Source organism: Sandaracinaceae bacterium (assembly GCA_016706685.1).
In the GTDB taxonomy this organism is placed as follows: Bacteria; Myxococcota_A; Polyangia; order Polyangiales; family Houyiibacteriaceae; genus JADJJE01.
This window is the reverse complement of sequence record JADJJE010000004.1, coordinates 392,316-419,297: the sequence shown is the minus strand read 5'-3', so window position 1 is coordinate 419,297 and position 26,982 is coordinate 392,316. Positions and strand designations below refer to the sequence as shown.

Annotated in this window: 16 protein-coding genes and 1 pseudogene; 6 read left to right on the top strand and 11 right to left on the bottom strand. The window is 68.7% G+C overall.

What is annotated here, in order from left to right; genetic code table 11:
* On the bottom strand, positions 1–2,531 hold a 2,531-nt coding region (locus IPI43_09570; protein ID MBK7774377.1), incomplete at its 3' end, for a hypothetical protein.
* Between the two features lie 852 nt (positions 2,532–3,383).
* On the opposite strand from IPI43_09570, the pseudogene IPI43_09565 reads away from it, so the two are divergent.
* Positions 3,384–3,545, top strand: a pseudogene (locus IPI43_09565) (ISNCY family transposase).
* 457 nt (positions 3,546–4,002) lie between these two features.
* Here the strand turns inward: IPI43_09565 and IPI43_09560 are convergent.
* Complete coding sequence (locus tag IPI43_09560; protein MBK7774376.1) at positions 4,003–8,031, bottom strand: AAA family ATPase; 4,029 nt, start codon at positions 8,029–8,031, stop codon at positions 4,003–4,005.
* A gap of 79 nt (positions 8,032–8,110) precedes the next feature.
* On the opposite strand from IPI43_09560, the gene IPI43_09555 reads away from it, so the two are divergent.
* On the top strand, positions 8,111–8,329 hold the full coding sequence (locus IPI43_09555; GenBank protein ID MBK7774375.1) for a hypothetical protein: 219 nt from the start codon (positions 8,111–8,113) through the stop codon (positions 8,327–8,329).
* A 40-nt stretch (positions 8,330–8,369) separates the two neighbouring features.
* A complete protein-coding gene (locus IPI43_09550) occupies positions 8,370–9,233 on the top strand; it encodes a hypothetical protein (protein ID MBK7774374.1) in 864 nt (287 codons plus the stop codon).
* A 212-nt stretch (positions 9,234–9,445) separates the two neighbouring features.
* Here IPI43_09550 and IPI43_09545 read toward each other — a convergent pair whose 3' ends face one another.
* The 4 genes from IPI43_09545 to IPI43_09530 form a co-directional block, all read right to left on the bottom strand.
* Positions 9,446–10,981: a hypothetical protein gene (locus IPI43_09545; protein MBK7774373.1), complete on the bottom strand. Its 1,536-nt coding sequence runs from the start codon at positions 10,979–10,981 to the stop codon at positions 9,446–9,448.
* A 106-nt stretch (positions 10,982–11,087) separates the two neighbouring features.
* Entirely contained in the window at positions 11,088–11,543 is a 456-nt protein-coding gene (locus IPI43_09540; GenBank protein ID MBK7774372.1) for a hypothetical protein, read from the bottom strand.
* 290 nt (positions 11,544–11,833) lie between these two features.
* A complete protein-coding gene (locus IPI43_09535; GenBank protein ID MBK7774371.1) occupies positions 11,834–12,541 on the bottom strand; it encodes a hypothetical protein in 708 nt (235 codons plus the stop codon).
* Positions 12,542–13,242: 701 nt separating this feature from the next.
* Complete coding sequence (locus IPI43_09530) at positions 13,243–14,157, bottom strand: LysR family transcriptional regulator (GenBank protein MBK7774370.1); 915 nt, start codon at positions 14,155–14,157, stop codon at positions 13,243–13,245.
* Positions 14,158–14,230: 73 nt separating this feature from the next.
* Here IPI43_09530 and IPI43_09525 point away from each other — a divergent pair, with 73 nt between their 5' ends.
* Complete coding sequence (locus tag IPI43_09525) at positions 14,231–15,223, top strand: NAD(P)-dependent alcohol dehydrogenase (GenBank protein ID MBK7774369.1); 993 nt, start codon at positions 14,231–14,233, stop codon at positions 15,221–15,223.
* Positions 15,224–15,272: 49 nt separating this feature from the next.
* On the opposite strand, the gene IPI43_09520 is transcribed toward IPI43_09525, so the two are convergent.
* Both IPI43_09520 and IPI43_09515 read right to left on the bottom strand, forming a co-directional pair.
* On the bottom strand, positions 15,273–15,671 hold the full coding sequence (locus IPI43_09520; GenBank protein ID MBK7774368.1) for a DUF302 domain-containing protein: 399 nt from the start codon (positions 15,669–15,671) through the stop codon (positions 15,273–15,275).
* 48 nt (positions 15,672–15,719) lie between these two features.
* Positions 15,720–18,194, bottom strand: coding sequence for a hypothetical protein (locus IPI43_09515; protein ID MBK7774367.1), 2,475 nt, complete (start codon positions 18,192–18,194; stop codon positions 15,720–15,722).
* 74 nt (positions 18,195–18,268) lie between these two features.
* Between IPI43_09515 and IPI43_09510 the strand changes: the two genes are divergently transcribed.
* Entirely contained in the window at positions 18,269–19,660 is a 1,392-nt protein-coding gene (locus IPI43_09510; protein ID MBK7774366.1) for an amino acid permease, read from the top strand.
* 16 nt (positions 19,661–19,676) lie between these two features.
* On the opposite strand, the gene IPI43_09505 is transcribed toward IPI43_09510, so the two are convergent.
* The 3 genes from IPI43_09505 to IPI43_09495 form a co-directional block, all read right to left on the bottom strand.
* Positions 19,677–22,853 (bottom strand): efflux RND transporter permease subunit, encoded by a 3,177-nt coding sequence (locus tag IPI43_09505; GenBank protein MBK7774365.1) that lies wholly within the window; start codon positions 22,851–22,853, stop codon positions 19,677–19,679.
* A 3-nt stretch (positions 22,854–22,856) separates the two neighbouring features.
* A complete protein-coding gene (locus IPI43_09500) occupies positions 22,857–24,017 on the bottom strand; it encodes an efflux RND transporter periplasmic adaptor subunit (GenBank protein ID MBK7774364.1) in 1,161 nt (386 codons plus the stop codon).
* 63 nt (positions 24,018–24,080) lie between these two features.
* A complete protein-coding gene (locus IPI43_09495; GenBank protein ID MBK7774363.1) occupies positions 24,081–24,749 on the bottom strand; it encodes a TetR/AcrR family transcriptional regulator in 669 nt (222 codons plus the stop codon).
* Positions 24,750–24,822: 73 nt separating this feature from the next.
* Here IPI43_09495 and IPI43_09490 point away from each other — a divergent pair, with 73 nt between their 5' ends.
* Positions 24,823–26,520, top strand: a complete 1,698-nt coding sequence (locus IPI43_09490; GenBank protein MBK7774362.1) for a hypothetical protein — start codon at positions 24,823–24,825, stop codon at positions 26,518–26,520.
* Positions 26,521–26,982: the final 462 nt, after the last annotated feature.

Genomic DNA, 26,982 nt, shown 5'->3' with positions numbered 1-26,982 from the left:
TCTTGGCCGTTGTCCGTGTGACTTCCCCATCCCCGTCGACCCGTCCCATCGGGACAACTCCAACTAATCTCCGCATGCAGGTTCGAGTCCAGCCAGATGGGCCGACTGCCGAGAAGCCTTTGCACCCAGGGTGCATCCGGACGCTCGTCAAGACCGCCCACCAAGACGCCGTCCTGCAGGTAGGTTTGCTCGGTGGTCGTGTAGATGGATCTTTGCGAAAATGCCGCGCCCACTTCGGCGCGGGTGTCGGTCATCGGACGAATGCGCGAGTACCTAACTCCAGACGAGGCGGCTCCACCGCCGGCAAGGTAGTTCATGACGCTGTGGTACCAGGGAATTCTGTTTGGTCGACCAAGGTCGAACCCAGGATACACCACGCGGCCGTTGGGGGTATGGATGCGCTCCTCTGACGCGCCCGATCGACCAGCGTGACTCAGCAGGATCACGTGCCCGAGTTCGTGCACGAGCACGTCCGCGAGTCCGGGGGCGACAGTACAACCACACGCTTCCAACTCCTCGCCCTCCGGGCAGTCACACGATCCCCCCACCCCGTACCCAGGTAGCGTAGCGGCTCCGTACCATGGGTCTGCCCAACCGGCGCCGCCTCCGGCAGTGATGAGTACAGGTCTGTGGGTCCATGTTCGTTCGGGTGGCAGCGCAAAACGCCCGGTCGAAACATCACGCGCAGACGTCGACTGCATCACGCTAAGGTGCCGACCGAAAAGGCGAGGAATCGTGCTGCGTTCGAAGACCACATGGACCCCCAAGTCTGCTTGAAACACTTCGCGAACCGCATCGAGTGCGTCGTCGATTCTGCGTCCTAGCTCAGGGGTATCGGCTTCCAGTCCCTCCTCTATGATGAGCTGCACCAAGAGATCCTCAAAGCAGGGATGTGCCTCGAGGTCGACTAGGGGCACGCTGCGACCGTCCGAGAACTCGAGACCACCAAACTCCCAACCATCTACCAGACCATCATTGTCTGTGTCGGGGTTCGTTGGAGACGTGCAGTACGTCGCCTCGACGAGGTCGGACAAGCCATCGTTGTCTGCATCTCTTCCGCCGCTGGCGGGACCGTAGACGCCACGGATACCGCGCGAATAGCCTAGTGTCCCACCCTCCGTCTCAGCGACCGCGAGGTTCGAGAACCATCCCGGGAGTTCGCTGTCAAGCGTAACTGGAGGCGATGTGCAAGACACGAAACCTTCGTCGGCAGGCTGAAGGTTGGAGCACTCGAACCATTCCGCAGCACCCTCACCGTTGAACGCGATATACTCGATCCTTCGGCCCAGCGGATCAATGGCATACGCTGTGAACGTCACCGTATCGCCCAGGCTAGGATGAGGCGGATCGACGCCGATCAGCACTGTCAGCGGAACGGGTTGCGAGTCGACGACTGCAAACGCCATCGTCGAGGTCTGAACATTTCCCGCTGCGTCGGTTGCGACGCACGAGATCCGATGGTCTCCTCCAAAGTCGAGTGAGAAGGGCAGCGGAGTGCTTCCTCCAAACCGCCTGTCGTTGGTGCCCATCAGGTCAGCAGTCGCGGAAGCCACAAGCACCCCGTTAACTGTCACCTCCACTGAGGCCAGATCCACGTCATCCGTGGCCGAGTACTGCACATCTGGAGTGTGAGAGGTGACTCGTGGGTACCTGCCGTGGAGCTCAGTTGTCGATGGGGCAAGCGAACACGCCACGATTGGTCGCGTGGTGTCTTCCACGACGGTTGGGAAAGGGGTGGTGTCGACCAAGCAGATCTCTGCTGCGCCTGTCAGGCGTGTCACAAACCTGCCCGCTGCATCACTGGGGCCCTCATCGAAAGGCCAGACCCCCACGGCTGCTGAAGCCCTCGTTCGCCGTCTGTATGTGTCGCTAATCTCTCCAGAGAACCTCCTATGGTCGTAGACCACAACCTCAGTGAGGTACCCGTTCGTTGAGTGAAGCGACGCTGTCGCGGCGCGACCAATTCCCAGCGTAAATTGGAGATCGGTATACTCGTCGTAGTCTCGGTTAAGCCAAAGCTCGGTCCCCGGCCCGGCGTCGACGTTCGCTAGATTAACGGCATTGACGAGGACGGACAGTGTCTGCCCATCGAAGGTTATGGCGACATGATTCCATTCGTCGACCTCAAAGGGTGTGGTCTCAATGAAGATCACGGCCCGTTCGTTCTGGATCTCAAGGCCCTGGCGTCCGTCAGCCAAGTCGCGCGCCACTACGGCGAGATGGGTTACGCCCTGGTTTAGGTCGTGTAGGTGAAACAGGATATGGAAGTAGCTGTCCGGAAGTGCGTCATTGTTGGTCCGACTGTACCACCCCTGGACCGTGAAGTTTTGAAGCGATAGTAACGGACTTGCTTCAACCAGTGCGCCCTCAAACTCAAACGGAGGGAGGGTGTCCGCGACACACAAGACCGGTCCCGTGCCGTCTTGGGCCGAAGCAGTCTGTGCCAAGCTGGCCGAGAGGAGGAAACACACGATCGATGCCAGAGCGGCATTCCTGTTGCGTAACCCCGGCACGCGTTGAACGCGGTTCATATCGCTTAGGGTATTCATTTCGTGTCGCATCGTGTCGTGCTCTAGGAGGCGCGTATGACTTTGACGGTCAGACGTTCTAGTCTGGATACATCGAGCGCTCGACGGACCAGACCAGAAAGGGTGTTAACGTCGGCTCAGCCCGTGATGGGTGGCGCTATCGAATTTGCGCGGTCCAGACTCGGAATCGTTGTTCAACGGCGGGGTCTTCATTGGAGGCCTGAAGCGTCCCGTCCCCGTTGAAGGTCTCGATCACCCTCGCCGTACGTGATCCGCAGGAGGCAAACAACCCATTCGCCCCGTCCGAGAGCGGGAACGACATTTCGTGAGCATACGTGAGTTCGAACGCGTCTTCTAAGATGGGACTACGCACACAGGAGGATGAGCCGCCGGATACGCAGCGGTGGGTGACCCCGTCGGTCGCAACAGCGGGCGTACGTCGCACACGCCAGCTGCTTGGTTCACCTGTCCACGTGTAGCCGAAGAGCTGGACCGTTTGTGTGGTGACGATCGTACCGCCGCTGAGTCGCGGAAGCGTGGTCACGGTTGTGCTGGACTCAACCTCCACGCAACTAGCTTCAGAGTATGTCGGCACCTGCGCCGCCGCATCTGAGGCGATGACTGCGTCCAGCGTCTCAAGGGCCGCCGGGCCGCACGCTAGAATCACAACTAATGCGGCTCCGGACAACCAGATTGGCTTCTTGCTACTCACTCCGTCACTCCTTGGCAGCCGCCAGATTGCCGACTAGCAGGGTAAGTGTCAAGGCCATGCGTGCTCGGTTTGGAGATTCGGGCGTCATAGCCGAGCGCGTTGAGTCTCTGCTGAAGCGGTTCGACTAGCTCCCGCGTAGCCGGTGCGCCAACTCCGCACCCGCCAAGGGCCGCGTCGAGCGCGCCAACAGGACGCTGCAGGACCGACTCGTGAAGGAGCTGAGACTCCAGGGCATCAGCGACATCGTAGCGGCGAACGACTTCCTCGATGCTCACTTCCGAGATGACTTCAACCGACGCTTTGCCCGCGCTCCTGAGAGCGACCTCGACGCTCACCGCCCTCTCCTGCCCACCGCGCCACTGAAGGACATCTTCCAACTCCAGGCCCGGCGGAAGGTCTCGAGACAGCTGACGATCAACTACCAGCGCACGCTCTACGTGCTCGAGAAGACCGACAGCGCCCGCGCCACGATGGGCAAGCACGTCATGCTCTACGAGGACGACGCAGGGAGAGTGACTATCCGTACCGAAGCTGGTGGCGAACTCCGCGCCGAGGCTTTCGACCGGGTACCCAAGGCCCGGATTCAGCCAGGAGATGTGGTGGACAACAAGCTGCTCGGCCGCGCACTGGAGATGGCTCGGCAACAGCAAGTCGACACCGAGAACGAGCGGGTCGAGCACTCTCGGACCAAGCGGGAGCGACCGCACCGCCCGTCGAGACACAATCCCGCTTTCAGCCGTCTCGTGGAACTTTGCTGGCAACTCAGCCCGGGCCCGCCAGCATTTGCTTCCGCAGCGAGGCGGCCTTTCGTGCGTGCTCCCCCTGCTCAGCGCCGTCCGTCACGGCGCACAGGCGCTCATGGGCCTCCAGGATGTGAATGACCATCCCCATCCCGCGTGCGTTCTCGAGCGCGCGGGTGAACTCGAAGCGCGCCCGCCGCAGCCGCCCCCGCACGAGCTCGAAGGCCCCGCGCTTGAGCTGGGCGCCAGCCTCCGCGAGAGGAAATACCTTGGCGAGCACAGCGAGCGACCCGACGGCGCTCCAGGCGGCCCGCTGGAGGGAGGGTGCCTCGGGCAGTCCGAGCTTGACCGCCCGCACCCAGAGCTCCCGGCAGGCCTCGGCAAAGGCGAGTGTCCCGACGAGCACGCCCACGGTCGCCGGACGCCGGCCGGAGAGGAGGCCGGCCACCTCCTCCGCCGCCACCCGCGCGTCATCGAAGCGCCCCAGCTGAACGTAGAGCAAGGCGATCTCGCCCTGGACGTCGATGCGGCTCACATGATCCCCGGGCGCCAGCGGGATCCGGAGGAAAGCCCTCAGCGCCCCCTCGTGGTCGCCCCGTCGGGCCAGCATGATCGCGGTCAGAATGAGGGGTGCAACGATGCTCTGGGGGTCCCCTCGACGCTTCGCGGACCGGTGCCCCTCTTCGGCCACAGTCGTCGCCATGGACCAATGGCCTTGGTAGTAGAGGACGGACGAGTACACGTTCGAAGCGTCTTCGAACCGCCTCCCGTCTCCGAGCCGCTCGTAGTCCTCGAAGGCGAGCTTCACCTGGGCCGCCGCCTCATCGAGACGCCCTGCCCCGCTCAGATAGAGCCCGCAGAGGAAGCGCGCAAAAGCGAGACTGTCCGCGTCACCAATCGCCTCTCCCAGCGCAACCGCCTTGGCTGCGTACGCACGCGCCAGGCTGTGCAAGGGGACAACACCCAGCACGAGCGCCATCCCCGCATACCCGCGGACCAGAACGCTGCAGGGGCCGAAGCGCTCCGCCAGATCCACGCATGTGATGGTGGCGTACGTCATGGTCAGGGCGTCCGCCGCCCAGAACGACACGCTGATCACGATGCCGTGCGCCTGGGCCGCCTCGAGCAGCCTCTGATCCCCGCTGTCCGAGCGGACGATCGGCATTCGCGGGGCCTGGCGGCGCACGAGCACCCTGGCCAGCGCCTTCAGTGTCCCGGTCACTCGCCGGAGCGGCGTCTCCGGCACGGGGTGACCCAGGAGGGCCGACACATGACGGGCCCCGACCAGGGATTCCTCGAAACGGCCGGTCTTGTACAGTGCCTCGCACCTCAGCAGTTCCCAGTGCGCGCGCCGGGGCATGGGCACGTGCTCTGTCGACCCGATGTGCAGCGCCTGCGCGAAGAAGTCGGCGGCCTCCGAGTTGGCGTGAGACTGCAGCGCCTGCTCCCCCGCCTTCTCGAGCGCGTCCATCGCCTTCGCCGGCACCTCCGCGCGCACCCAGTGGTGGGCCAGCAGCCCCCGATACGGCGTCAGATCGCCCGCGAAGTTCCGCTCGTACCACTCCGCGATCACCTGGTGGAGCTGCCGGCGCTGCGCGAAGAGGAGCAGGTTGTACGCCGTCTCCTGGGTGACGACGTGCTTGAAGAGATACGCGTCTGCATCCCCGACGCCCGGGTCGAGCAGGGTGAGATCGAGCTGCGTCAGTGTCTCGAGCTGGCGCGGCAGGAGGGCCCGCTCCCCTGCGATGGGATGCACGGCCCGTAGCAGGAAGTGGGTGAAGGCACGGCCGATCACGCTCGCCGCCTTGAGGGTGAGCTGCTGCGCCTGCGTCAGCCGGTCGATGCGGCTGCCGATGATCCCTTCCAGAGTCGATGGCAGCCCGAGGGCGAAGAGATCCCCTGCGTGCGGCGCGAGCTGGGCCTCGTCGCCTTCGATGACGAGGAGCCCAGTGTCGCGCAGGACGCAGGCAATCTCTTCGCTGAAGAACGGGTGTCCCTCGGCCTTCTCGGTGAGAAAGCGCTCGATGGGCGGGGAGAGCCGGCGAACCCCGAGGCGGTGGCACACGAGCTCGAACGTTCCGTCCGGCGACAAGGGCCCGAGGACCAGGTGTCCCGTCCCCGCTGCGCGCACGAGCACCTCGTACGCGGTGTTGGGACCTTGCGCGAGAGGCCGCGTGGTCACCAGCAGCAGCAGGGGCAGGCCGTCGACCACGAGCAGGCGCAAGAGCTCCCACGAGCTCGAGTCGAGCCTGTGCAGGTCGTCGACGATCAGGAGCGTCGGCCGCGCGGCCGAAGCCTTCAGCAGCAGCCCCAAGACCAGGTTCTGGGTACCCTGGGATCGTCCCTCCGATTGCATGCTCGCCGTGAGCTCGGAATCCGCGAAGTCCGTCCCGAGGAATGGATTCAGGAAGGCCGCGAGCGGCGTCCACGCCGGCTCCTGCTGCAGTCGCTGCAGGACCACCTCACGCCGGCGCGGCAGTTCGTCGGTATCCGCGAGCCCGAACAGCCCGGCCACAACCGCCCGCCATGCAAAATACGGGGTGGCATGCTCCATCCCGTCGGTGGCGCCGTGGAGGATCTGGACGCCCTGCGCCCGCGCGTCGCGCTCGAACGCCAGCGTGAGGCACGACTTGCCGATGCCGGCCTCCCCTTCCAGCACGACGACGGACCCGCGTCGCTGGGTAAGCCCGAAGAGGGCCCGGTTCAGGATCTCCTGCTCCGCCCGCCGGCCGAAGACCGGCGTCGCCGGGTGCACCTCCGCGCGGACGACCGTGGTCAGCGCGCGATAGGGAATCACCGGCTGATGCTTGCCTTTGATCTGCTTCGCCGGGAGGGCCTCGAAGGCGAGCCGGGACGCAGCCGCGTTGGCGGTCGTCTCATCGGTCATGACCGACCCGTCCCCGAGCCCCATGAGCCGTGCGGCGAGGTTCACGGTCGCGCCCATCACCGCATAGTCGCGCCGCGCCGCGCCTCCCCGGAAGCCACAGAACACGCGCCCGGTCGATACACCAGCGGAGGCCTTCATGCCCAGGGAGCGCAGCCCGGCCAGGATCTGGCGGCCAGCCAGGACGGCTCTGGCCGGATCGTCCTCATGCGTCCGCGTGGGCACGCCCCACACCGCCAACAGCACCGTGCCCTTGTCGTCCACGAGGAACTGGTTGACGCTCCCGTCCAACTGGTAGACGGCCGCCTGCAGCACGCGGGTCGCGGCCTGCAGCCGGTCCAGCGCGTCCGGCCCGCTTTCGTCGAGCCCCTCGAGCGACACGAAGAGGACGCTGACGCGTCGGAGCTCTGGCAGCCAGTCGGCGTGACCCGCCTCGAGGCGGGCGGTCAGCGCGCGCGAGACAAAAGCGGCCGCGCGTCGTGTCGCTTCCGGGGAGAGCTGGGGATAGATCAGAGGTTCGAGTGGGAGAGGGTCGCGAACGGCCAAGACACGGGCCTGCTCGCGCTGGCAGGAAGCCTCGAGCCACTGCCACGCGGCCGCGGTGGCCACCACCTGTCCGAGGGCGGCACCCGACTGGGCTGCGCCCGCCTCCACGATGGGCCTGCCGAGAACCACGTACTCCCAGCGGCCCTGTCCGCCTCCGACGATGGCTTCGGTGACGGTGCCGGCGGAAACACCAATCCGGAGCCCGAGCGCTGAACCCTCGGTCACGACATGGTCGTGCAGCTGGGCCTGCAGGTCGAGCGCGCACTGGGCCGCGCGGCGGGTGGCTGCTTCGAGCGAATCGTCGCCCGACCACAGCACGATGGGCGCATCCCCCGCGAATCGCACGATCTCGCCCCCGTGGAGGGCCACGATGCTGACCAGCCGCCCGAGGTAGGCCTCGAGTACGCGCGAGAGCTCCTCGGCGCCGCGATTTCCCTGAGCGGCCAGCTTCTCGCCCAGCTTCGTAAAGCCCGCGATGTCCCCGAAGAGGACCGCGACCCGACGGACCCGCATCTCCGGCTCGAGAGGCTGGGAACGCGTCTCCTCCATCCAGTGCGCGAGCGCCGCCGGGAGGAAACTGACGATGTCCCGCGGGTCGGCTCGAGGAGTCGCTTTCGCCACGAATGCGACGCTATCACGTGAGCATGGTCGCGCCGACTGCCAGTTCGCGTGTGGGCCAGCCGACCTCTGTCACCCCGGGATGGAGGGCGATCCATGCACCTCCAACACGGACTGCTACTTCGACACGAGCGGCGGCGGCACCACCTTCGAATGCAACGGCACCACGTGCGAGGCCGAGCCGCAGTGCGTCGGGACCGTGACCCCGTGCGCGTCGCTCGCGCTGGTACAGTGCGTGGAGACGGAGGGATGCGACTGGGTCGCGGCGTCGCCTTCGGGGCCGGCGATTCGTGCCCCCTGAGCGCTTGACGGTCCATCCCTCGGGTGGCTACCACCCAGCCATGACGCCCTCGCTCCGTGCCCTCGCGAACGCTGGCGTGCCGGTACTGGAGGCCGCTCCGTTGGCACCCGGCGGTGTCGCGGCTCCCACACTCCTGGCGGAGCTCTACGTCTTCTACGGCGACTCGGTGACGTCGCGCCTCCCACGCGTGAGGTCCGACGACGCCCGCGCGGCCTGGCTGAACGAGCAACTGGAGACGCTCGGGCCCTCCGAGCGCTACTACGCAATGTTCGACCAGCCTAGCGCCGAGTGGATGTACATCGCGCCGGGATCCGACCCCCGCTGGTTGGCGCGCGTGTGGGCGACGCATGTGGACATGGCGTTGCTGCTCTCCGAGGACGGAAGCCGACTGGTGATGGTCTTGGGGGTCGTTGGCATCCCGGACTTGCTGGCGCTCGCTCATCGAACCACGGATGTCCTGGCGCTCCGTGCGGACCGCGAGCGGCTGGATTCGGCGCTATCCGATGTTGCCGGGCTCCTCCGTGTTGCGCATCCCCCCGCCCGAATCTCTCTGCGGACCGACGAGCTCTTCCTCGCGCCCGTGTTCACGACGCTCCCAGCGTCCTCGCCTCCTCAGCGTCGCGACACCTGGTTCGCCGATGCGTTCGAGCGCTGGCGCACCACCGCTCCCGCACTCGACGACCATCGGATGCCGGGTGAGCTGGGGCCGTACGAAGTATCGCTCGGGGGTGCGCCGTACGTCGCCAGCCTGGCGGTCTACGCGGAGACGCCAGCGGTGCTCGCGCGCGTGTGGGCGAAGGCGGGCCATGGTCGCTTGGTCATCCTCGATGGCGCCCGTACGCGTGCTCTGGCGTTGACGTGTGCGAACGAAACGTTCGAGGCGCGCATCGTGCTGCTCGCCTGACCTCGGGCATCGCGGTTGGCTCAGCGGCAAGCGTCCGGGATCGGGGCATTCGCGCTCTCTAGGCCGGTGCGGTGAAGCCCGCGCTGGCGATGAGCGCTTCGACCTCGGCCGGGCTGTGCGCGAACGGACCCCCGTTCAGCGGACATTCGTGAGCGAGCACAACGCACACCGCGAACGTCTTTCGCGCGGCTCGGTCATGCCGGAGCGGCAGCTCAGGGGTGTGAGAGCGCGCTCAACGCCCAGCGAGTCCAGGGGTTCTGGTTCTGCATCCGTGCGTAGCTGTCCATCGAGGCGCCACTGAGGTCTACCGCGACACACAGCATGCCCGTCTCGTTGGTGGCGCAGGAGGTGGACGTCGGCTTCACGTCCCATGTGACTTGGTACCTCGCAGCGCCGATCTGAAGCGGCATGCCCGCGGCGAGCACGGTCCCTGCGGTGCCGCCGAGCTCCGCCCAGCAACGCTCATTCCCAAAGCCCAGGCACGCTTGTGCATCGGCGCCCACCCGCTGGGCGATGCGGCTGCGCAACGCTGCGTCGGGGCCACTCACGAGCACCACACCGTCGGCGCGCCGACTGCGCGTGAACACCGCGCCCGCTTGGTCCTGGGAAGGTGCGGTCGTCAGAGCCGTGTACGTGAGCACCTGCCCCGCGCTGCCCGTCGCCACCAAGGACCAGGCGCGCCCTGGCGTCGTAGGAGCAGGCGCGGCGGTCACTCGAAACCCGAAGCCCTCCAGCCGCGTGCGGGCGCTCGCCTCGGTCAGCAGTGTGCCGGTGATCGGGATCTCGGATGGGAGATCCTGGGCGGCTGCCGGCGCCGTGGCGCTCAGCGCGGGTTGTGCAGCGACCTGGGCCTGGGCGGCGGCGACCCTGGCCTCGCCTGCTGCCCGCAGGTCGGCGAAGTCCGCGTCGGACTGGGCGCGGTTCCTGGCTTGAACGAAGGACACGATCATCCCGACGATGCAGAGAAACGAGAGCGGCAGGCCGACCATGAGCGCCCGACGCACATAGACCTTCTTGTTCTGCCGAAAGAGCTCCGCCAGCGGGACCACGGTCTCGCCCAGCTGGGCCGCGCGCTGACGACGCAGGTGCATCCCACCCGCCATGGCGGCCGCTCCGAGGAGCAGAACTGGAAGCATGGCGAGCAGGCCTTCGGTCAAGCCGCTCGCCACCGCCATGAGCGACATCATCAGGCCTGCGAAGAGCGCAAAGCCGCCAGCGAGCAACAACAGCCACGCGCCGACCATCGGACGCCCCGGCAGCGCTGCCAACGCGGGGGTCGAGGCAGGGTCTGCGGCGCCTCGAGCAGCGAACGCGCCGCTCTCGATCAGCGGAGCCAGCCACCCTGGGAAGCCCGCCCCGAAGGCTGCGTGCGACGCGAGGTTGGGCACCGTCGCACGGTAGGTGAACTCGTGCTGGAGGCCTGCACGAAGCGTGAAGCGCATGGCTGAGGCGCCGATCACCAGTGTTCTGCAGGGTTCGAGGCGCGCGAGGTCCGTGTACGGCAGCGCAAAGGGAGCCTTGGTGGGCGCGCTCACGCCGCCGAGCAATCCGACGTTCGTCGGAAAGAAGAGCAGGCGCTCGTTGGTCGCCACCACCAGGAAGTGCTCCAGGTAGATGGAACGAAGCAGGCTCACGGAGGCCGCCAGCGCTGGGACGGCGCGTGACACCGCCCCCACGCCCTGGACGTGCTCACCCGTTCGTAGGTATCGGTTCGCCGCTTCGCGCACGGAGGGTTCGAGGTCGCTCATGACGCGAAGGTAGGTGCCCGCGTGCCATGCAGGTCTTATTCGAGCCTTATTCCTGCGGCGGGGGAGATGCAGCGGGCGGGGTTCGCCACACGGCCGCTTGCGGCTGTCAGGCCCCGTTCAGCGCCTCCTCACGCTCGCAGTCGTACGCACCGAACTCCGCGTCCAACGTGCACGTGACGACGAGCTGCGAGCGGGTCACGTCGGCGCGACCGGAGCCGGGGTAGCCGGTGTCCGGGTAGATGGTCTCCGTGTCCGTCACGCGAATGCGAATGCCCGTGGAGGTCCGCTCGATCGGGCCGAGCCGATAGGACACGCTCATGCCCGGGATGTCGTACGACGAGCCGAGTACCTGCGGTGCGGGGGCGAACGGCGCCGCGCTCGCCGAGCGGAGCACGAGGTAGGCGGAGACCTCCACGCCGATCTCGGCTCTGAACGCGCACTCGAGCACATCCGCGCGCCAGTCGTTGTGCAGCGTGACACCGCCGCGCTTGAACGCGGCGCGCCGAAGGGTCCCGGGCTCCACCAGCGAAGCGCACAACGCCGGGGCGGCTGCGGGGGTCATGTCGACAGGCTCCGGCGGCGGGGGCTCCTCGACAGGCTCCGGGGTCGGCGCGGGCTCGACCTCGGCCACGGTGGCAGCGGGTTCGTCCGTCGCGTCAACCGCGGTGGTGTCCGTATCCGCCTCGGTGGTCTCGGGCTCCGCTTCGGTAGTCGGTGGCGTCGTGGCTGCAGGTACGCTCTCGTGGGCGCACCCCAGGAGGAGTGCGATGCTTACCAGCGTGAGCCGAGCGACACGAGACAGAAGGAGGTGCTGGTCCATGGTGCGCAGAGGTAACACGAGCGTCACCGTGGCTACTTCTTGCCCTTCTTGGCCGCCAGGATGGCCTTCTCCATGTCGGGGTGTTTCTTCGCGAGCGCCGCCAGGTCGGCCCGGATCTCCTTGTGGAAGCCGGGCTTCGGCATCTGCGTCGAGAAGTCGGGCGAGTGAATCTGCTCGTGGAGCGCCACCGCGACTGCTGGGATGGGATGATCCGCGAGGACGTCGAGCACGAGCATGGCCCCCAGGTGACCGACGACCTGCAGGTTCGTGTTCGAACGCGAAAACGATTCGAGTAGCTTGGCCTCGCGTTCGGCTGGCGTCAGCGCCGCGAGCTCGGCTCGGCTGTATCCGGACGGGCGTTTGCGCGGCTCCGAAGGGACGAGGCGAGCCGACAGCGCGTCGTCACTCGGCCTCTCGGGCGCCACGTCGGGATGGCGCGCGAAGTAGAACGGCGCGTGCTTCTTGAGCCACTTGTGCTTGCCGTGCTCGGTGAAGAGCCACGCGAGGCGCGGATCCGGGATGGTGCACGCGACCGCCGCGAAGCGAGTGGCGTAGGTGTCGCGGATGCGGCGAGGTTCCGCCATGGCTGCCGCAAAGAACCGGATCAGGGCATCGGCGATGGCGGTGTCGGGCACGCGGCCCCGCGCGCCGAGCACGTAGCCAGCGCCATAGAACTGGAAACTGGCGCCGCCGCGCGAGAGCAGGTGCGCGAAGTCGTTCCCGTCGAGCACCACGTCCAAGAACGCGACGGGCCACGGGTCGCGGTAGTCGATCTGTTCGTCGTCGGCGCGGGTGACGGCTTCCTTCGCGAACCCCGGGATCGCTGAAGAGGAGCGCGAGCGCGGCGAGCGCGGCGGGCGTGCTCGTGGCCGTGAGCGGCGCCACTTTCGCGCGGACGGCGGCTCGCTCGTCTTCGGGGAGCGCAGAAAGGTGCGGACGCAGCGCAGCGAGCACCCAATACGTGTAGAGGTCGGTGACCCCGGGGAGCAGCGCCACCTCCGTGTTCGGCGAGTGGTGTCGGGCGACCGGGAGCTGCAGTGCGACCTCGATGGCGTAAGCCAGCCCCCCGCTCGCGAGCCAGCGATCGATGAAGTCGGGCCAGCGCGGCGCGTTCTGTATGGCGGCGCCGGCCGCGATGGTGAAGAACGCGGCTTGCTCGTCCGCTGGCCGCGGACCGAGGGGCATCCCCGAATCGGCGAATGCCTTGGCGCGAGCGAACAGCGCTCGCCCGCCCTCGCTCGCGCGGTCAAGTCCCTTCTCGAACATGGGGCACCGAGCCAGCCACCCCGCGCGAAGCCGCTCGTCGGATCCGGCCGCATCAAGCGGCTCCATCGTCACCACGGGAGCACGTATGCCGCGCAGCTGTGCGAGCTCACGCTCGAGTGGATCCTTCTTGGTCGTCTGCTTCTTGGAGGTCGCCATGCCCGACGGTAGCCGTCCCTCACGCGGTTGTCAGCGACGCGCAGCTCGGGTCGGCGGCGTTCCCCATCAGGGCGGCACGGTGCCGCCCGAACTCTTCCGCGCAGTGGTCGAGGAACGCGCGCACACGTCGGTTCGTCCGCAGCTCGGGGAGCGTGAGCGCCCAGATGCCGCGGGCCTCCTCCCTCAAGGGGTTGCCCAGGCATACGAGGCCAGGGTCCCCGTCCCCCTCGAAGCAGGGAAGGAAATGGACACCGATCCCCGCCGAGACCGCGCGCCGGAGCACGACGTAGTCATCGGTTCGGAACGCGACACGTGCCCCCGGGGCGTGGCGCGCGAGCCAGGCGTCCAGCCAGGGCGTGGGGCTCCGCTCGTCGTTGCTGATCCAGGGGTAGCCCTGCAGCGGCGCGTCGGCCCCCACCCGCTCGACGAGCGCGCGCGCCGCGTACACCGCGAAGTGCATCTCACCGACGCGGCGCCCGTGGAGCCCGTCGCCGGGGTCGTTCGACAAGCGGAGCGCGACGTCCGCCTCCCGACGGCGGAGGGACGCGAACGCGTTGGAGATCTGCACGTCCAGCACCACGCTCGGGTAGCGCGCGACGAACGTGGCGAACACGTCGGTGAAGCCGAGCCAGAGCACGTCGAGGGTCGACACGCGCAGGCTCCCCTGCAGCTCGGCGTCCCGCCCGAGCAACCGACCTTCTGCAGCGTTCACCTCGCCCTCGACCGCCTCGGCCGCCGCGACGAGCTCGGCCCCGGCCGCCGTGGCGACGAGCCCGTCGGGCGTGCGGTCGAAGAGCCTCACCCCCAGCCGCGCCTCGGCGGCGGCGAGCCGTCGACCGACCGTGGTGCGTGTGACCCCGAGCGCGACCGCTGCCCCGGTGAGGTTGCCCGTGCGGGCGACCGCGAGGGTGTACCGCAGCTCGTCCCAGTCCATGCGTGCAGAATCGCACGCCCGCATCACGAGAACAAGCGGTGCCCGCACGGATGTGCACGGCTACGGTCCGGACATGAACGCGATCATCCAGGCAGCTTTCGGCGCTCCCGAAGCCGTTCTCCGGCCCGCTGAGCTCCCCACCCCCACCTACGGTCCCGGCGACGTGCTGGTCCGGGTCGTCTCTGCGGCCGTGAACACGCCCGACTGGCTGTGTACGCTCGGCCACCCCGCCCTACTCCGGCCGCTCTACGGCTGGACCCGGCCAAGGGTCCCGGTGCGCGGGAGCGACTTCGCTGGCATCGTCGAGGCAGTCGGCGCAAATGTATCACACCTGAAACCCGGAGACGCCGTATTTGGCAGCGTCGGGACGAACCCGTTCGTGGCGGGTTTTCCTGGCACCTTCCGCGTCCACACCGTGGCGCCAGCAGCGCTGGTGGCGCGGAAGCCCCCGGAGCTCTCCTTCGACGACGCGGCGGCGGCCGTCATGTCCGGGGTCGTCGCACTCCAGGCCTTCCGCGACGTCGCGCCGGTGCGCACCGGCCACCGTGTGCTGGTGAACGGCGCCTCTGGCGGTATCGGCACGTTCGCGGTGCCGCTCGCGAAGGCGGCGGGCGCGCATGTCACCGCCGTGTGCTCGGCGCGCAACGCAGACCTCGTGCGCGCGCTGGGTGCCGACGAGGTGCTCGACTACGAGGTGACGGACTACACCCGGGGCGAGGCCCGCTTCGACGTGATCCTCGACAACGTCGCCAACCACGGTGTCCGGCGGCAGCTGGCGGTGCTCGCGGCGGGAGGCGTGCTCGTCCCCAACAGCGTCGGGCCCGACCCGGTGTTCGGGCCCCTCGGGTGGCTCGCCGCCAGTGCATTCGCGGGTGGGAGGACCCGCACCGTCACACACGACCCGTGTCGCGAGAACCTCGAGGGGATCGCCGCGGCACTGATTGAAGGTCGGACACGGTGCACACTCGACCGCGTCTACCCGCTCGCGGAGGCCGGCGAGGCCGTGGCGCGGATGGCGAGCCACCGCGCCCGCGGGAACGTCAACCTGCGTGTCTCCGAGCCCTGACGGGAGGGGCGCGGAGCCTGGGTTCCGCCAAGGTTGACCACGGGGTGGTTCAGCCCAGGTCGGCCGTCAGCCGCTCGCGCGCGCGCTGCAGCCGTGCACTCGCGTCGTCCGCCACCTCGCGGACCTGTGGGTTGTCCGTGAGAGCGACCATCGTCTGCGGGTCGATGAAGGCGACCGTGACGAGTCCACTTTCCTCCTGTCGCACCACCACGTTGCACGGCAGCAGCAAGCCGATGTCCGGCTCGGCGCTCATGGCCTTGTGAGCCAACGGCGGGTTGCAGGCCCCGAGGATCCGGTACGGCCGCATGTCAGCCCCGAGCTTCTCCTTCATGGTCGCCTGGATGTCGAGGTCGCTCAGGACGCCGAACCCCTCTTGCTTCAGGGCGTCGATGACCTTGCGAACCGCGTCGGGAAAATCGAGGTTCAGCGTGGCGTGAGATCCGTACATGTCAGCTCCTTTCCGAGATGTTCTCGGGGACCCGTGACTGTAGCGGTTCTACGGGGCTTCCGCGCCTGCCGCGAGCCAGGCTTCGAGCGAGCCTTCGGTCGCCGGGGCTGCAATCATCCCCTCGGATTCCACTCGCGGTCTCCGCAGGGAGAACTCCACACCCCTGCGGTCTCCGCCCCCGTCGAGCGGTACCAGGCGGATCCCGGCACCGGACGTCACGGCGATGACGCGCCGCATGGCGCCGTCGGAGCGCCGCACGAGGCGGATGCCGAGGTCGCCATCGCGGATCGCGAGAGCCGTGGTCCCGAGCGCGACGACCCCGAGCGTCGGGCACCCTCCTTCGATCACGCGGCTCCTCGGGGGCCCTGACAGGCTCGTCCAAGTCAGGATGTCGGCGCTCTCGTCGCAGCTGAAGACGTCCGTCGGTGTGGCGGCCGCCCACGCTCCGGCGAGCTCCGAGACCACCTCGAGCCCTGGCAGCGACGCGATGTCGGTGCGGCGGACCTCGGGCCGCGGGGCGCCAGGGGGAGCCAACGCGTGGCCGTAGGTCGCGCGCACCAGATGGCCCGCGACCAAACTCATTCGCGATGCGTCCGTCAGGTCTGGCCACGGGCCAGCGATGGGCGTTCCCGAGAGGGAACGGGAGACGTTCCCGTCGACCACGGCGTCGGCCGTCAGGAACACCACTGGACCCTGGCCATACGGGTCCGGCGGTCCGGCCCACCGTGCCAGCGGGCGGAGACCAGGCACGTCGAAGCGCGTGCGTCGCCCATCGGCGCCCACGTGCACCAGCCAGGTTCCGTCCGGCGCGAACGCGAGCTGACGCGTGCGCGGCGACACGCGCGCGCGGCCCACCCCGACACCTGTCGATGCATCGAACAGCCGGAGCTCGGCGTCGCGGGCCACCGCCACCCACGCACCATCGTGAGAGAGCTCGATGGGCATACCGCAGGTCGCGCTCTCGCAGGGAGGCTCCTCTCCCGCTTCCAGCGCGAGCGTGGCGCGCGCGCTTCCGTCCACGCCACGAACGACGATGGCGCCGCTCTCGATCGAGACGAAGCTGCGGTGATCGCCGGAGATGGCGTATGGGTCGAACGGCCCCCGCACCGCCGCGGCACCATTCCGACCGATGCAGTCCGTCGAGAGCAGGAACGCGCGCCCGTCCTCGGTCGGGACGAATGCGGAATGAATCACCCGCTCCAGCGCGAACTCCCTGCGGCCGTACACAGGCTCGGGGACGGCGCTGGGCACGGGGGGCCTTGGCCGGCAGCTCGCGACCGGGCGCGCGACCAACGCAGCATCGAACGTGAAAGTGGTCTCCCCCAGGTAGGCCACGAGCACCGCGTCGCGCTCCGTGAGGCCCCGCATGGCGGGAGACCACGTCGGCGGCGCCTCGACGCCGAGCTCAGCGAGAGCAGGCAGGTCGAGCCGCACCAGCGGCGCGCCGGTTGGAGAGACCACCGAGAGCCGCGCCGCGTCTCCGTTGCCAACGAGCGCGAGTCGCGTGCCGTCGGCGCGGAGCGCGCGGGTGTCGATGGGGCCGCCGCGCTGCAGGACTTCGCCCGTGGTGAGCGACACCTGAGTGGCCGTGGGCTCGCGGGGATCGGTCACCACCGTGTCCCCCACCGTCACCAGCTCCAGCGTGGCTTGGACCCCAGGACGGGCGCTCTCGCGCTGTGTCGCCGTATCGACGATCACGAGCTGGCCGCGGACGATCATCGCGAGACGAGAGCCATCGGGTGACGCGACGACATGAGTCGCGTCGCGCAGCGGTGCGCCGAGCGGGCGGAGCGTCGACGCGTCGAGCAGCGTGGCCGTCGAGCTGCCGCCGGTGTGGACCACGTACTCGTCGTGGTAGGCGACGATGAGCCGCTCGTTCACGAACCGGCAGCCGCCGTCCGCGCTGCCATCCCACCCACGGACCCACGCGCCACCGTCCGTGCGTCGGAGCTGGATCCCCTCCCGCGAGCATGTCGCGATGTGCCGACCGTCCGGGGCGAACGCCAAGGACACGTCGCTGACCCCGACGCGCGCGGTCTCGCCCTCGAGCGAATACAGGACCAGCTCACGTCGCTCGTCGACCAAGACCTCGGCGCTGCGGTCGAGCGAGGGGGCGAGCACGCTGCCCTCGGGGTGCGTCAGCGCCACCTCCTCGCCCGTGGTGAGCGAGACGAGCGTGGCGCCGAAGCGAACGCTGGTGGGGCCGACGAAGACGCGCCGGGACTCCGTCGAGAAGGCACTCAGGGACTCCGTCGAGAAGGCGCGCAGGTAGAGGATGCGGTTGGCCGCCGTGTCCCAGATCCAGAACGTGCCTTCCGTGGTGACGTAGGCGAGCGGGCCACCGTGGATCCAACCGTAGCTCTGCAGCCGCGGCCCTGGCCCGACCTGAGGCACCAACACGCTCGCCGGCGGAGGGGTGACGGCAGGGGTGCTGGTGCCGCCGTCGCCACCACAGGCGGCCAGCAGGAACGTGGAGAGCGCGAGGACGAGCCTCCGCGCGGAGCGTCGTCGGTGGGTGAGCACGCCGCCATCGTACCAGACACGGGGTCCCGCACCGTGGTGGCGAACGCTCCGCTCCTCGACGTAGTCTCGGCCGCGTGAGCGATGCCCAAGGCCGCCGTGTCCGGACCGAAGCCGCCCTCCGGCGCGAGATTGGGCTCGTCGCGGGGACGCTCGTGGGCGTGAACGCCATGATCGGGACCGGCATCTTCAAAAAGTCGGCGCCCATCGCGCGGCTCGTCGGGTCCATCGAGGCGATGATGCTCGTGTGGGTCGCGGGTGGCGTGATCGCGCTCGCGGGGGCGCTCTCGCTCGCCGAGCTCGCGGCGGCGATGCCTCGCACGGGCGGACTCTACGAGTACATCCGGCGGGCGTTCGGCGAGACGCCGGCCTTCCTGCTCGGCTACACAAGGCTCGTGCTGCTGATCCCGAGCGCGCTGGGGAGCTTCGCGGAGCTCGCCGCCGAAGCCTTGGTGGCGCTCGTCGGGCTGCCCTCGACCCCCGCCAACTTGGACGCGGTCGCCATCACGGTCATCGTCGTCTGCGCGGCGGTGAACCTCGCCGGTGTTCGCGTCTCGGCGCTCCAGCAAGCGGTGGTCACCGGGGTGAAGTACGTCGGCGTGCTCGCCCTCGGGGTGGTCGGGCTCACGCTGGCGGCGGGCCCGCTGTCCTTCACAGAGTGGCCCGCGTCCACCGACCCCGTTGCTTCAAGCCTCAGCGCGGGCGGTGTCTTCGCGGCGCTCGTGGCTGTGATGTGGGCCTACGACGGCTGGTCGGACCTCTCCTCGCTGGCCGGCGAGGTGAAGGACCCCACCCGCACGCTGCCGCGCGCCTTCGTCATCGGCACGCTGGCGACCACCCTCGTGTACCTCGCGGTGAACGCTGCGTATGCGCGGGTCCTCGGCTTCGAGGGCGTCACGCGCTCCACGGTGGGGGAGCACATGGTCGCGGCCAACCTCGCCACCGCCACCCTCGGCCCCATCGGCCTGCAGACCCTCGCCGCGCTGGTGTTCCTGGCGTGCCTCGGCGCGAGCATGTCCACCCTGCTCACCGGCCCGCGTGTCCTCGTGGCCATGGCCGCCGACGGGGTGTTCTTCGAGTCGCTCGGCCGTGTGGAGGCGAGCTCGGGAGTCCCGCGCCGCGCCGTGCTCATCAGCGCGATCCTCGGCGTGCTCTACGTGTTGGTGCAGTCCTTCGAGCAGCTCACGAACGCGTTCGTGGTGGGGCTGTTCCCCTTCTACATGCTGGGAGTCGCGGCGGTGATTCGGCTGCGACGACTCGAGCCCGAGCTGCATCGCCCTTTCCGTGTGCCGCTCTACCCGCTGGTGCCCGCCGTCTTCCTCGTGGGCGCTGCATGCACGATGGCCGGAGCGATGCGTGACGTGACGAGCAGCACCGGAGTTGCGCTGCTCATCGTGTTCGTGGGGGTTCCTGTGGAGCGACTGCATCGGCGCTTCACCGGTGCTCGTCCTCCGGCGGAGGAAGGCTGAAGCCGGGAGTTGGGCCCTACTCTTCCGCGGCGGAGCCCACGGTCTCGACGGGCTCCGCCTCGGCGCTCGACTTGCGGTGCACCAGGCGGCGCTCTTCGAGGCTCTTGCCCAGGATCCAGCGCACCCACAGGTGGCGCGCGCTTCGGCTGACCCACTCGAGCAACAGATAGAAGATCGGCACCACGATCAGGGTGAGCAGCGTGGAGCTGATCACCCCCCCAATGACGCCCATGGCCATTGGCCCCCGGAACTCCGATCCCGGACCGTCGCCGACGGCCGTGGGCAGCATGCCGAGCACCATGGCCGCGCTGGTCATGAGGATGGGTCGCATTCGGGCGGGGCCCGCGTGGAGGATGGCCTCGTGGGGCGTCCACCCCTCGTCGCGCACCTTGGTGACGGCGTGGTCCACCAGGAGGATGCCGTTCTTCGTCACCAGGCCCATCAAAAGGATGAGCCCGATGGTCGCGCCCATGGACATGGAGCTGCCCTGGAGAAACAGCGCGATGAAGGCGCCCACGAACGCCATGGGGATCGACATCATGATCGAGATGGGGTGGATGAAGGACTCGAACTGCGACGCCAGCACCAGATAGACGAACACCAGGCCGAGGAGCATGGCCAGCATCATGTTCTCGTTCGACTCGTTCATCTGCTCGACCTGGCCGCGCATCAGGTAGTCCACTCCCACCGGCAAGGTCTCGGCGCCGATGACGGCCTCGAACTCGGTGACCACGTCGCCCACGGCGCGCCCCGCCGACGATCCTGTGACCATGACGACGCGTCGGCGGTCGAAGCGCTGGATCTCGGCCGGCCCCTCGCCGCGCTCGACGGTGGCGATGTCCGTGAGGGGAATGAACCCCCCGGTGGTGGGGATGCGCAGGCCCCCCACTTGGCGCGCGTTGGCTCGATCGGCCTCGCGCAGGCGGACTCGGATGTCGATGTCGTCGTCGTCATCGTGGTAGAGGCCCGCGACCTCGCCTTCGATCGAGGCGCGGACGGTGCTCGCTACCAGCGCCAAGGGAATGTGGAGCTGCGAGGCGAGGTCCCGGTCGACACGGACGTCCAGCTCGGGCGCGCCGGGTGAGTGCTGCACGTCCACGTCGATGGCGCCGGGGGTGCGACGAAGCACGTCCGCGAAGTGGTTCGCGGTGACGGCCACTTGCTCCAGGTCGTCGCCCATGACGGCGATCTGGATGGGGTAGTCACGGCCGCCCTCCACGATGCCCGGATCGGAGATGGAGATCTCGGCCCCCGGGATGTGTCGCAGGATGAGCGCTCGGACCTGAGCCTTCAGGTCGTTCTGGGTGGCCTCGCGCTCGTTCTTCGGAACCGCCACCACACGCCACGTGATGAGGTTCGACCGCCCACCCGATCCCACTCGGCTGTAGAGCGTGACCATGTTCGGGTCGGCGACGAGCTCCCGCTCGGCGGGGAGCGACAGGCGCGAGGCCTCCTCGAGGCGGGTGCCGGCGGGGAGCTCGATGTCGATGTTGAACTGCCCGCGATCCTCGGGCGCCGTGAACTCGCTGCCCATCAAGGGGACGAGCGCGCAGGACGAGAACGCGACGCCGAACGCGAACAGCAGCGCCACGCCCATGGAGACGCGGCTCTTCAACACCCACGCGAGGAACGCGTGGTAGAGGCTGTCGAGCGTGTCGTAGAAGCGCGTGAGGGGCTTCACGATGAAGTCCCAGATGCTGGACTCGCGCTGCTCACCGTGCTTCTTGGTCTTGGCCAGGTAGGCCGAGAGCATCGGATCGAGGGTGAACGCCACGTAGGCCGAGATGACCGTGGCGCCCGCGATGGTGAGCCCGAACTCGCGGAAGAACTGCCCGACGACGCCGCCAGTGAACGCCACCGGCACGAAGACGGCGCAGAGCGTCGCGGTGGTGGCGAGGACCGCGAGGGTGATCTCCTTGGTGCCCTGGCTCGCGGCGGTCTTCGGGTCAGCCCCTCGCTCGAGGTGCTTCATGATGTTCTCGCGCACCACGATCGAGTCGTCGATCAAGAGGCCGATGGCGAGCGAGAGCCCGAGGAGGCTCATCATGTTCAGCGTGAAGTCCAGCAGCCACATCAGGAAGAAGGAGCCGAGCACCGAGGTGGGCAGGGCCAGCGCGCTGATGAAGGTGCTGCGCAGGTCCAGCAGGAACAGCAGGATGACGAGGATCGCCATCGCGCCTCCGAACCAGAGGGAGATCTGCACCTCGTGGATGTTCTCGAGGACGTACTCCGACTGATCGATGATCAGGCGCGTCTCCATCCCCGACGGGAGCGTCATGGCCGCGAGGTGCTCACGCACGGTGGCCGACACCTCCACCGTGTTGCCCCCGGAGGTCTTGAAGACGTTGAAGATGATGGCGGCTTCGCCGTTGGCGCGGACCACCTCGCTCAGATCCGCGAAGGCGTCCTCGACATCGGCCAAGTCCCCTAGGCGCACGATCGAGCCGTCCGCGCCCGTGGTGATGGGCAGGTCGCGGAGCTCCGCGACGGACTCGAACTCGCCCAGCGTGCGGACGTTGATGCGGCGCGTTCCTTCGTCGAAGTTGCCTCCGGGCACCGAGAGGTTCTCGCTGCGGATGCGCTCGACGACCGAGAGTGGCGTCAGCCCGAGCGCCTGGATTCGATCCAGGTCGAGGAGGACGTTCACCTGCCGCTCGCGGCCGCCCACGATCTCGATGCTGGCGACGCCCTCGAGGGTCTCGAGCGCCGGCTTGAGCGTGTCCTCGGCGAAGTCACGCAGATGCGTCTCGCTGATCTCACCGGCGAGCACGTAGGTGGCGATGGGCGTGGCGTTCACGTCGAAGCGCGCCACGGTGGGCTCCTCCGCCTCTCGCGGGAGGAGCCTGCGCGCGCCAGCCACGCGCTCGCGCACCAACGCGGCGGACTCGGCGGCATCCGCAGAGAGGTCGAACTCGATGAGGATGAACGAGACCGACTCGCGCGAGAAGCTGGTCATGTGCTTCACGCCCGGGACCGACACGATGGCGTCCTCGATGTGCTGGCTGACCTGGCTCTCGAGCTCTGCGGGGCTGGCGCCGGGGTACACCGTGGTCACCGTGACGATGGGGAACTCCACGTCCGGGAACAGGTTCACTCCGAGCCGGAGGAGGCCCATGATGCCCAGCACGACGATGGCCAAGGAGACCATGATCGTGAAGACGGGGCGCTTGATGGAGACGTCGGAGAGCGTCACGCGCTACCTCGCCGATGGGGTCGAATCGGCGACCACGACCGTGCCTTCGCGCCCCTCGGCGGCCCGCACCATGACGCGGTCCGAACGGCTCAAGCCGGAGCTCACGAGCCAGCTGCCGTCCAAGTCGGACTGAGCCTCGACGAGACGCGACTCGATGCGGCCGTCGCCGTCGAGGACGAGGACCGTGCCATCGGGGCGACGAGCGGTGGCCGGAATGCGGAGCGCGGGGAGTGGGGCGCCGACGACGACCCGGGCGCGCACCAACGCGTTGGCCACCAGGGCCCCGTCTGCGTTGGGGAACATCGCCTCACAGGGGGCGCGGCGGGTGGACGGGTCGAGCGACCGCACCAGGTGCGCGATCGTGCCTTGCGTCTCGACGACCCCGTTGCGCGCCTCGAGGGTGGCCGTCATCCCGGTGCGCAGCGCGGCGAGATCGGCCTGGCTCACCGTGGAGGCGAGGCGCAGGCTCGAGAGGTCTTCGATGCGCACCAGCACGATGCCCGGCCCCACCACGGCGCCCACGCCGGTCGGGACGCGGGTGACCACCCCGGCAAACGGAGCGCGCAACGTGTGGTCCGCCGCAGTGACGCCGGTGCTGCGCCGGACGGCGCGCGCTTGCTCGATCTGAGCCATCGCCACGCTGAGCTGCCGCTCGGCGGCGGTGAGATCCTGTGAGGGGGTGGCGCCCACCGCGACCAGGCTGCCCAGCAGCTCGACCCGATCGCGGAGCATGGCCGCGTTGGCTTCGGCCACGGCGATGGCCGCCTCCGACTGCGTCGCCATCGCCGCGACCGAAGCCCGGTCGAGGGTGATCAAGGCGTCTCCTGCGTCCACGTGCTGACCCAGCTCTACGCTCACCCGCTGGATGCGACCTGCGAACTCGAAGCCGAGGTCTGCGGACTGGACTGGCTGGAGCGTCCCCGAGATGACCACCAACGGGGCCATCTCGGCGTCCACGGGTGTGGTGACGGCGACGCGGGGCGCTGCGCCCGCGTCGGCTGCGGCGGCGTCACGTGCAGCCGTTCGCTCAGCCTCCGCGGCAAAGGCGATCTGAAGCCGCAGGGCCATCGCCACTCCCAGCCCGGAGATGACCAGCACCGCGACCAAGAGCGCGATGCGCTTGGCGAGGGGCGCAGGCGGATGGATGACGATTTCTTCTTCCATGGCGTGGCTCGACGTTCGTGTGTGCGAGCGTTTCTGTTCCCGTTCGCGCGCCGGGGCAAGCCGTCACGCCGACGTCGCTCGCCCGACTCGCCGCTGGAGCGCGCCGGGCTCGAGGTAGCGCGCCGCCAGGTCCACGCCCGCCGTCGCCGCGTGACGGACGAACTCGGCGGTGCTCACCTCGATGACGCCGTCGAGACGTGCGCGCAGCAGCGCGAGGAACCCGCCGATGGCCATCAGGGTGGTCATGCGCAGCCCGCGCTCGTCGGCTGGCTGGCGCAGATGCGGCCGGGCCAGCGTCACGAACAGGTCCGTAAACTGGATCACGGTGTCGCGCATGAGTCGCTCCAGCGCCTCGCTGCCGGAGTGTTCGGCGAAGAGGATGCGCATGCGGTCGGGGTTGGACTCGAAGCTGTCGACGAACGCCCCGATGGCCACCTCAAGGCGCTCGGCTGCAGTGGCCTCGGGCTCGGCGAACGTAGCGGTCATGATCACCTGGAGGGTGTCCTGCCGAAGGAAGTCCCAGGCGGCTGCCAGCAGCGCCTCGCGGTCGGCGAAGCTCTCGTAGAAGTACCGGTCCGTGAGCCGAGCCACGGAGCACACGCGACGCATGGTCACCGCGGTCCAGCCTTCCTCCGACCAGATCCGCAGCGCCGCCTCGATCAGCTGCTTGCGTCGCTCGGTGTGTCGCTGCTCGGCGGTTTGGCCTCCGTAGACGCGGGCGCTGCGAGTCATCGGCACACCGTACATCAGGGCGCGCTTCGCCTTGGGTATTGATGTCTCGGCGTGCCTTCGCTAAAGTGATGGCATGCGACATCAGAAGTGGTCGACCCGGCTTCGGGTGGTCTCGGGCGCGCACCTGTGGGTGGTTCTCTTGGTGGTGGCGTGCGGCTCGGACGTGGACGGGCGTGTCCGCGGCGGCGCGCCGGGCAACACCTGCCCCGAGTCGCTGCCGAGTGAGCCTCCGTGCAACCCAGCTCTCGCCGATGGTCCCTGGGCCGGCGCACACCGCTCGAGCTACGCGCAGGGGTCATCGCCGCTGGAGGGACCGCGGCGGGGCCAGCGCCTCGACAAGCAGCACGTGTACGTGACCGGCGTGCCCGTGGTGCTCGGCTTTACGGGCCAGTACGCCGACGGGGGGCGCGCGGTGTGGTCCTCCCCAGTGAGCAGCCTCGCCACCGTCGTGAAGCTGGACGCCGAGACGCTGGAGATCCTCGACGAGTACGTGCCGCGTGAGCGTGAGCCCGACGCCCCACCCGCCCCGCTCGGGGTCTCGGGTGCCTACAGCCTGGTGGACGTGGACGACCACTTCATCGTCGCGCGGGGCCGCGCGGTGGAGGTGTTCGCGGACGAGGTGCCGGGGGATCGCCGCTCGCGCATCGGGCTCGTGACACGCTTCACCCTTCCGGACGCGCTTCTGTGCGGCGCGGGTGACACCATCGTGGGCATCACCATGACCTACGACGGACGCATCGCCGTGGCCACGGCGCGCGGGGTGGTGGCCACCCTGCCCCGCCAGCCCGCGCAGATGCTCCCGGAGAACGTGGTCGCGTACGCCATCAACGACGCGGCCTCGTGCGACGACGGCGCAGCCACGCTCGAGGAGACCTCCAACAGCATCGCGGCCGACGAGAGCGGCGGCATCTACGTGGTGACCAGCGCGGCCATGTACCGCTTCGACTGGGACGGCGCGGCGCTCTCGCTGGGCTGGCGCGCGGCCTACCAGGCCGGCTCGGGCCAAGTGGGCGTGCGCCTCGGCGCGGGGTCGGGCTCGACCCCGACGCTCATGGGCACGGCGCCCACCGACGACCGCTTCGTGGTCTTCACCGATGGTCAGGAGCTCATGCACCTGGTGCTCATGTGGCGTGACGAGGTGCCAGCGGACTGGGAGCCCATCGCCGAGGGCCGCGACCGGCGCATCGCCTGCGAGATCCCCGTGACCTTCGGGGACGACGACGCCACGGCCTCGCTCTCGGAGCAGAGCGTGCTGGTGCGGGGGTACGCGTCCATCGTGGTGAACAACCTGCTGGCCGACCCCGACGCGTTCGCCGGCCAGCTGCCCATCTTGCAGAACCTGAACAGCGCGCTCGCGGGCGGTGACCCCGCGCAGGCACCCTACGGCGTGGAGCGCATCGACTGGAACCCCGTGACGCGCGAGTGCGAGGTGGTCTGGGCGAACCCCGCGCCCAGCATCCCCAACGCCATCCCCACCATGAGCGAGCGCACGGGCCTCATCTACGCGCATGGTCAGCGCGACGGCGTGTGGGGCCTCGAGGCCATCGACTTCGACACGGGGGAGAGCGCCTTCTTCGAGCCGGCGCCGGATCAGGAGTGCGCCACCGTGCTGGACTACCTCCCGTTCCTCGAGCGCGCCGCATCGCGGGAGGTCATCGAGCGGTTGCCCCATAGCTGCGAGAACTCCGCGTACTCGGCGGCCGAGATCGGCCCCGACGGCTCGCTCTACCAAGGGACCTGGTCGGGCATCAGCCGTTACCGGCCGCGCTGAATCCTCTGCGTCGCGCGCGCGACACTTGGGCTACCCTCTCGTTGCATTCGTCGCACGGACGACTCGACCGAGGCAGCCATGACTGAGACCAGCACCGTTTCGTGGACCGCACCCGGGCCCGGCCCTTGGGAGGCCGAAGGGACCCACTTTCCAAAGCCCATCCCGCGCTTTGGCCGCGCGGGCATTCGGCGCGCGTTCATGTCCGGCTTCGCCGAGGGCACGGCGCGCTATGGGTTGCTGCTCAGCCACTTCGAGGTCGAGTTCGTGAACGGCTTCTGGTACCAGCAGCCCGCTGCGTTCGGCGCTCCGAAGGGGGCCAAGGGGCCGCCCCCTGGCCCGGTGCTCTGGCTGCTGACGCGGCTGCACCCCGGCATGCGTGCGCGCATCCGCGCGAGCCGCGACGCGTTCGCGAACAAGGTGTGGCGGGAAGACCTGCGGCGCTGGGACGAGGTAGACAAGCCA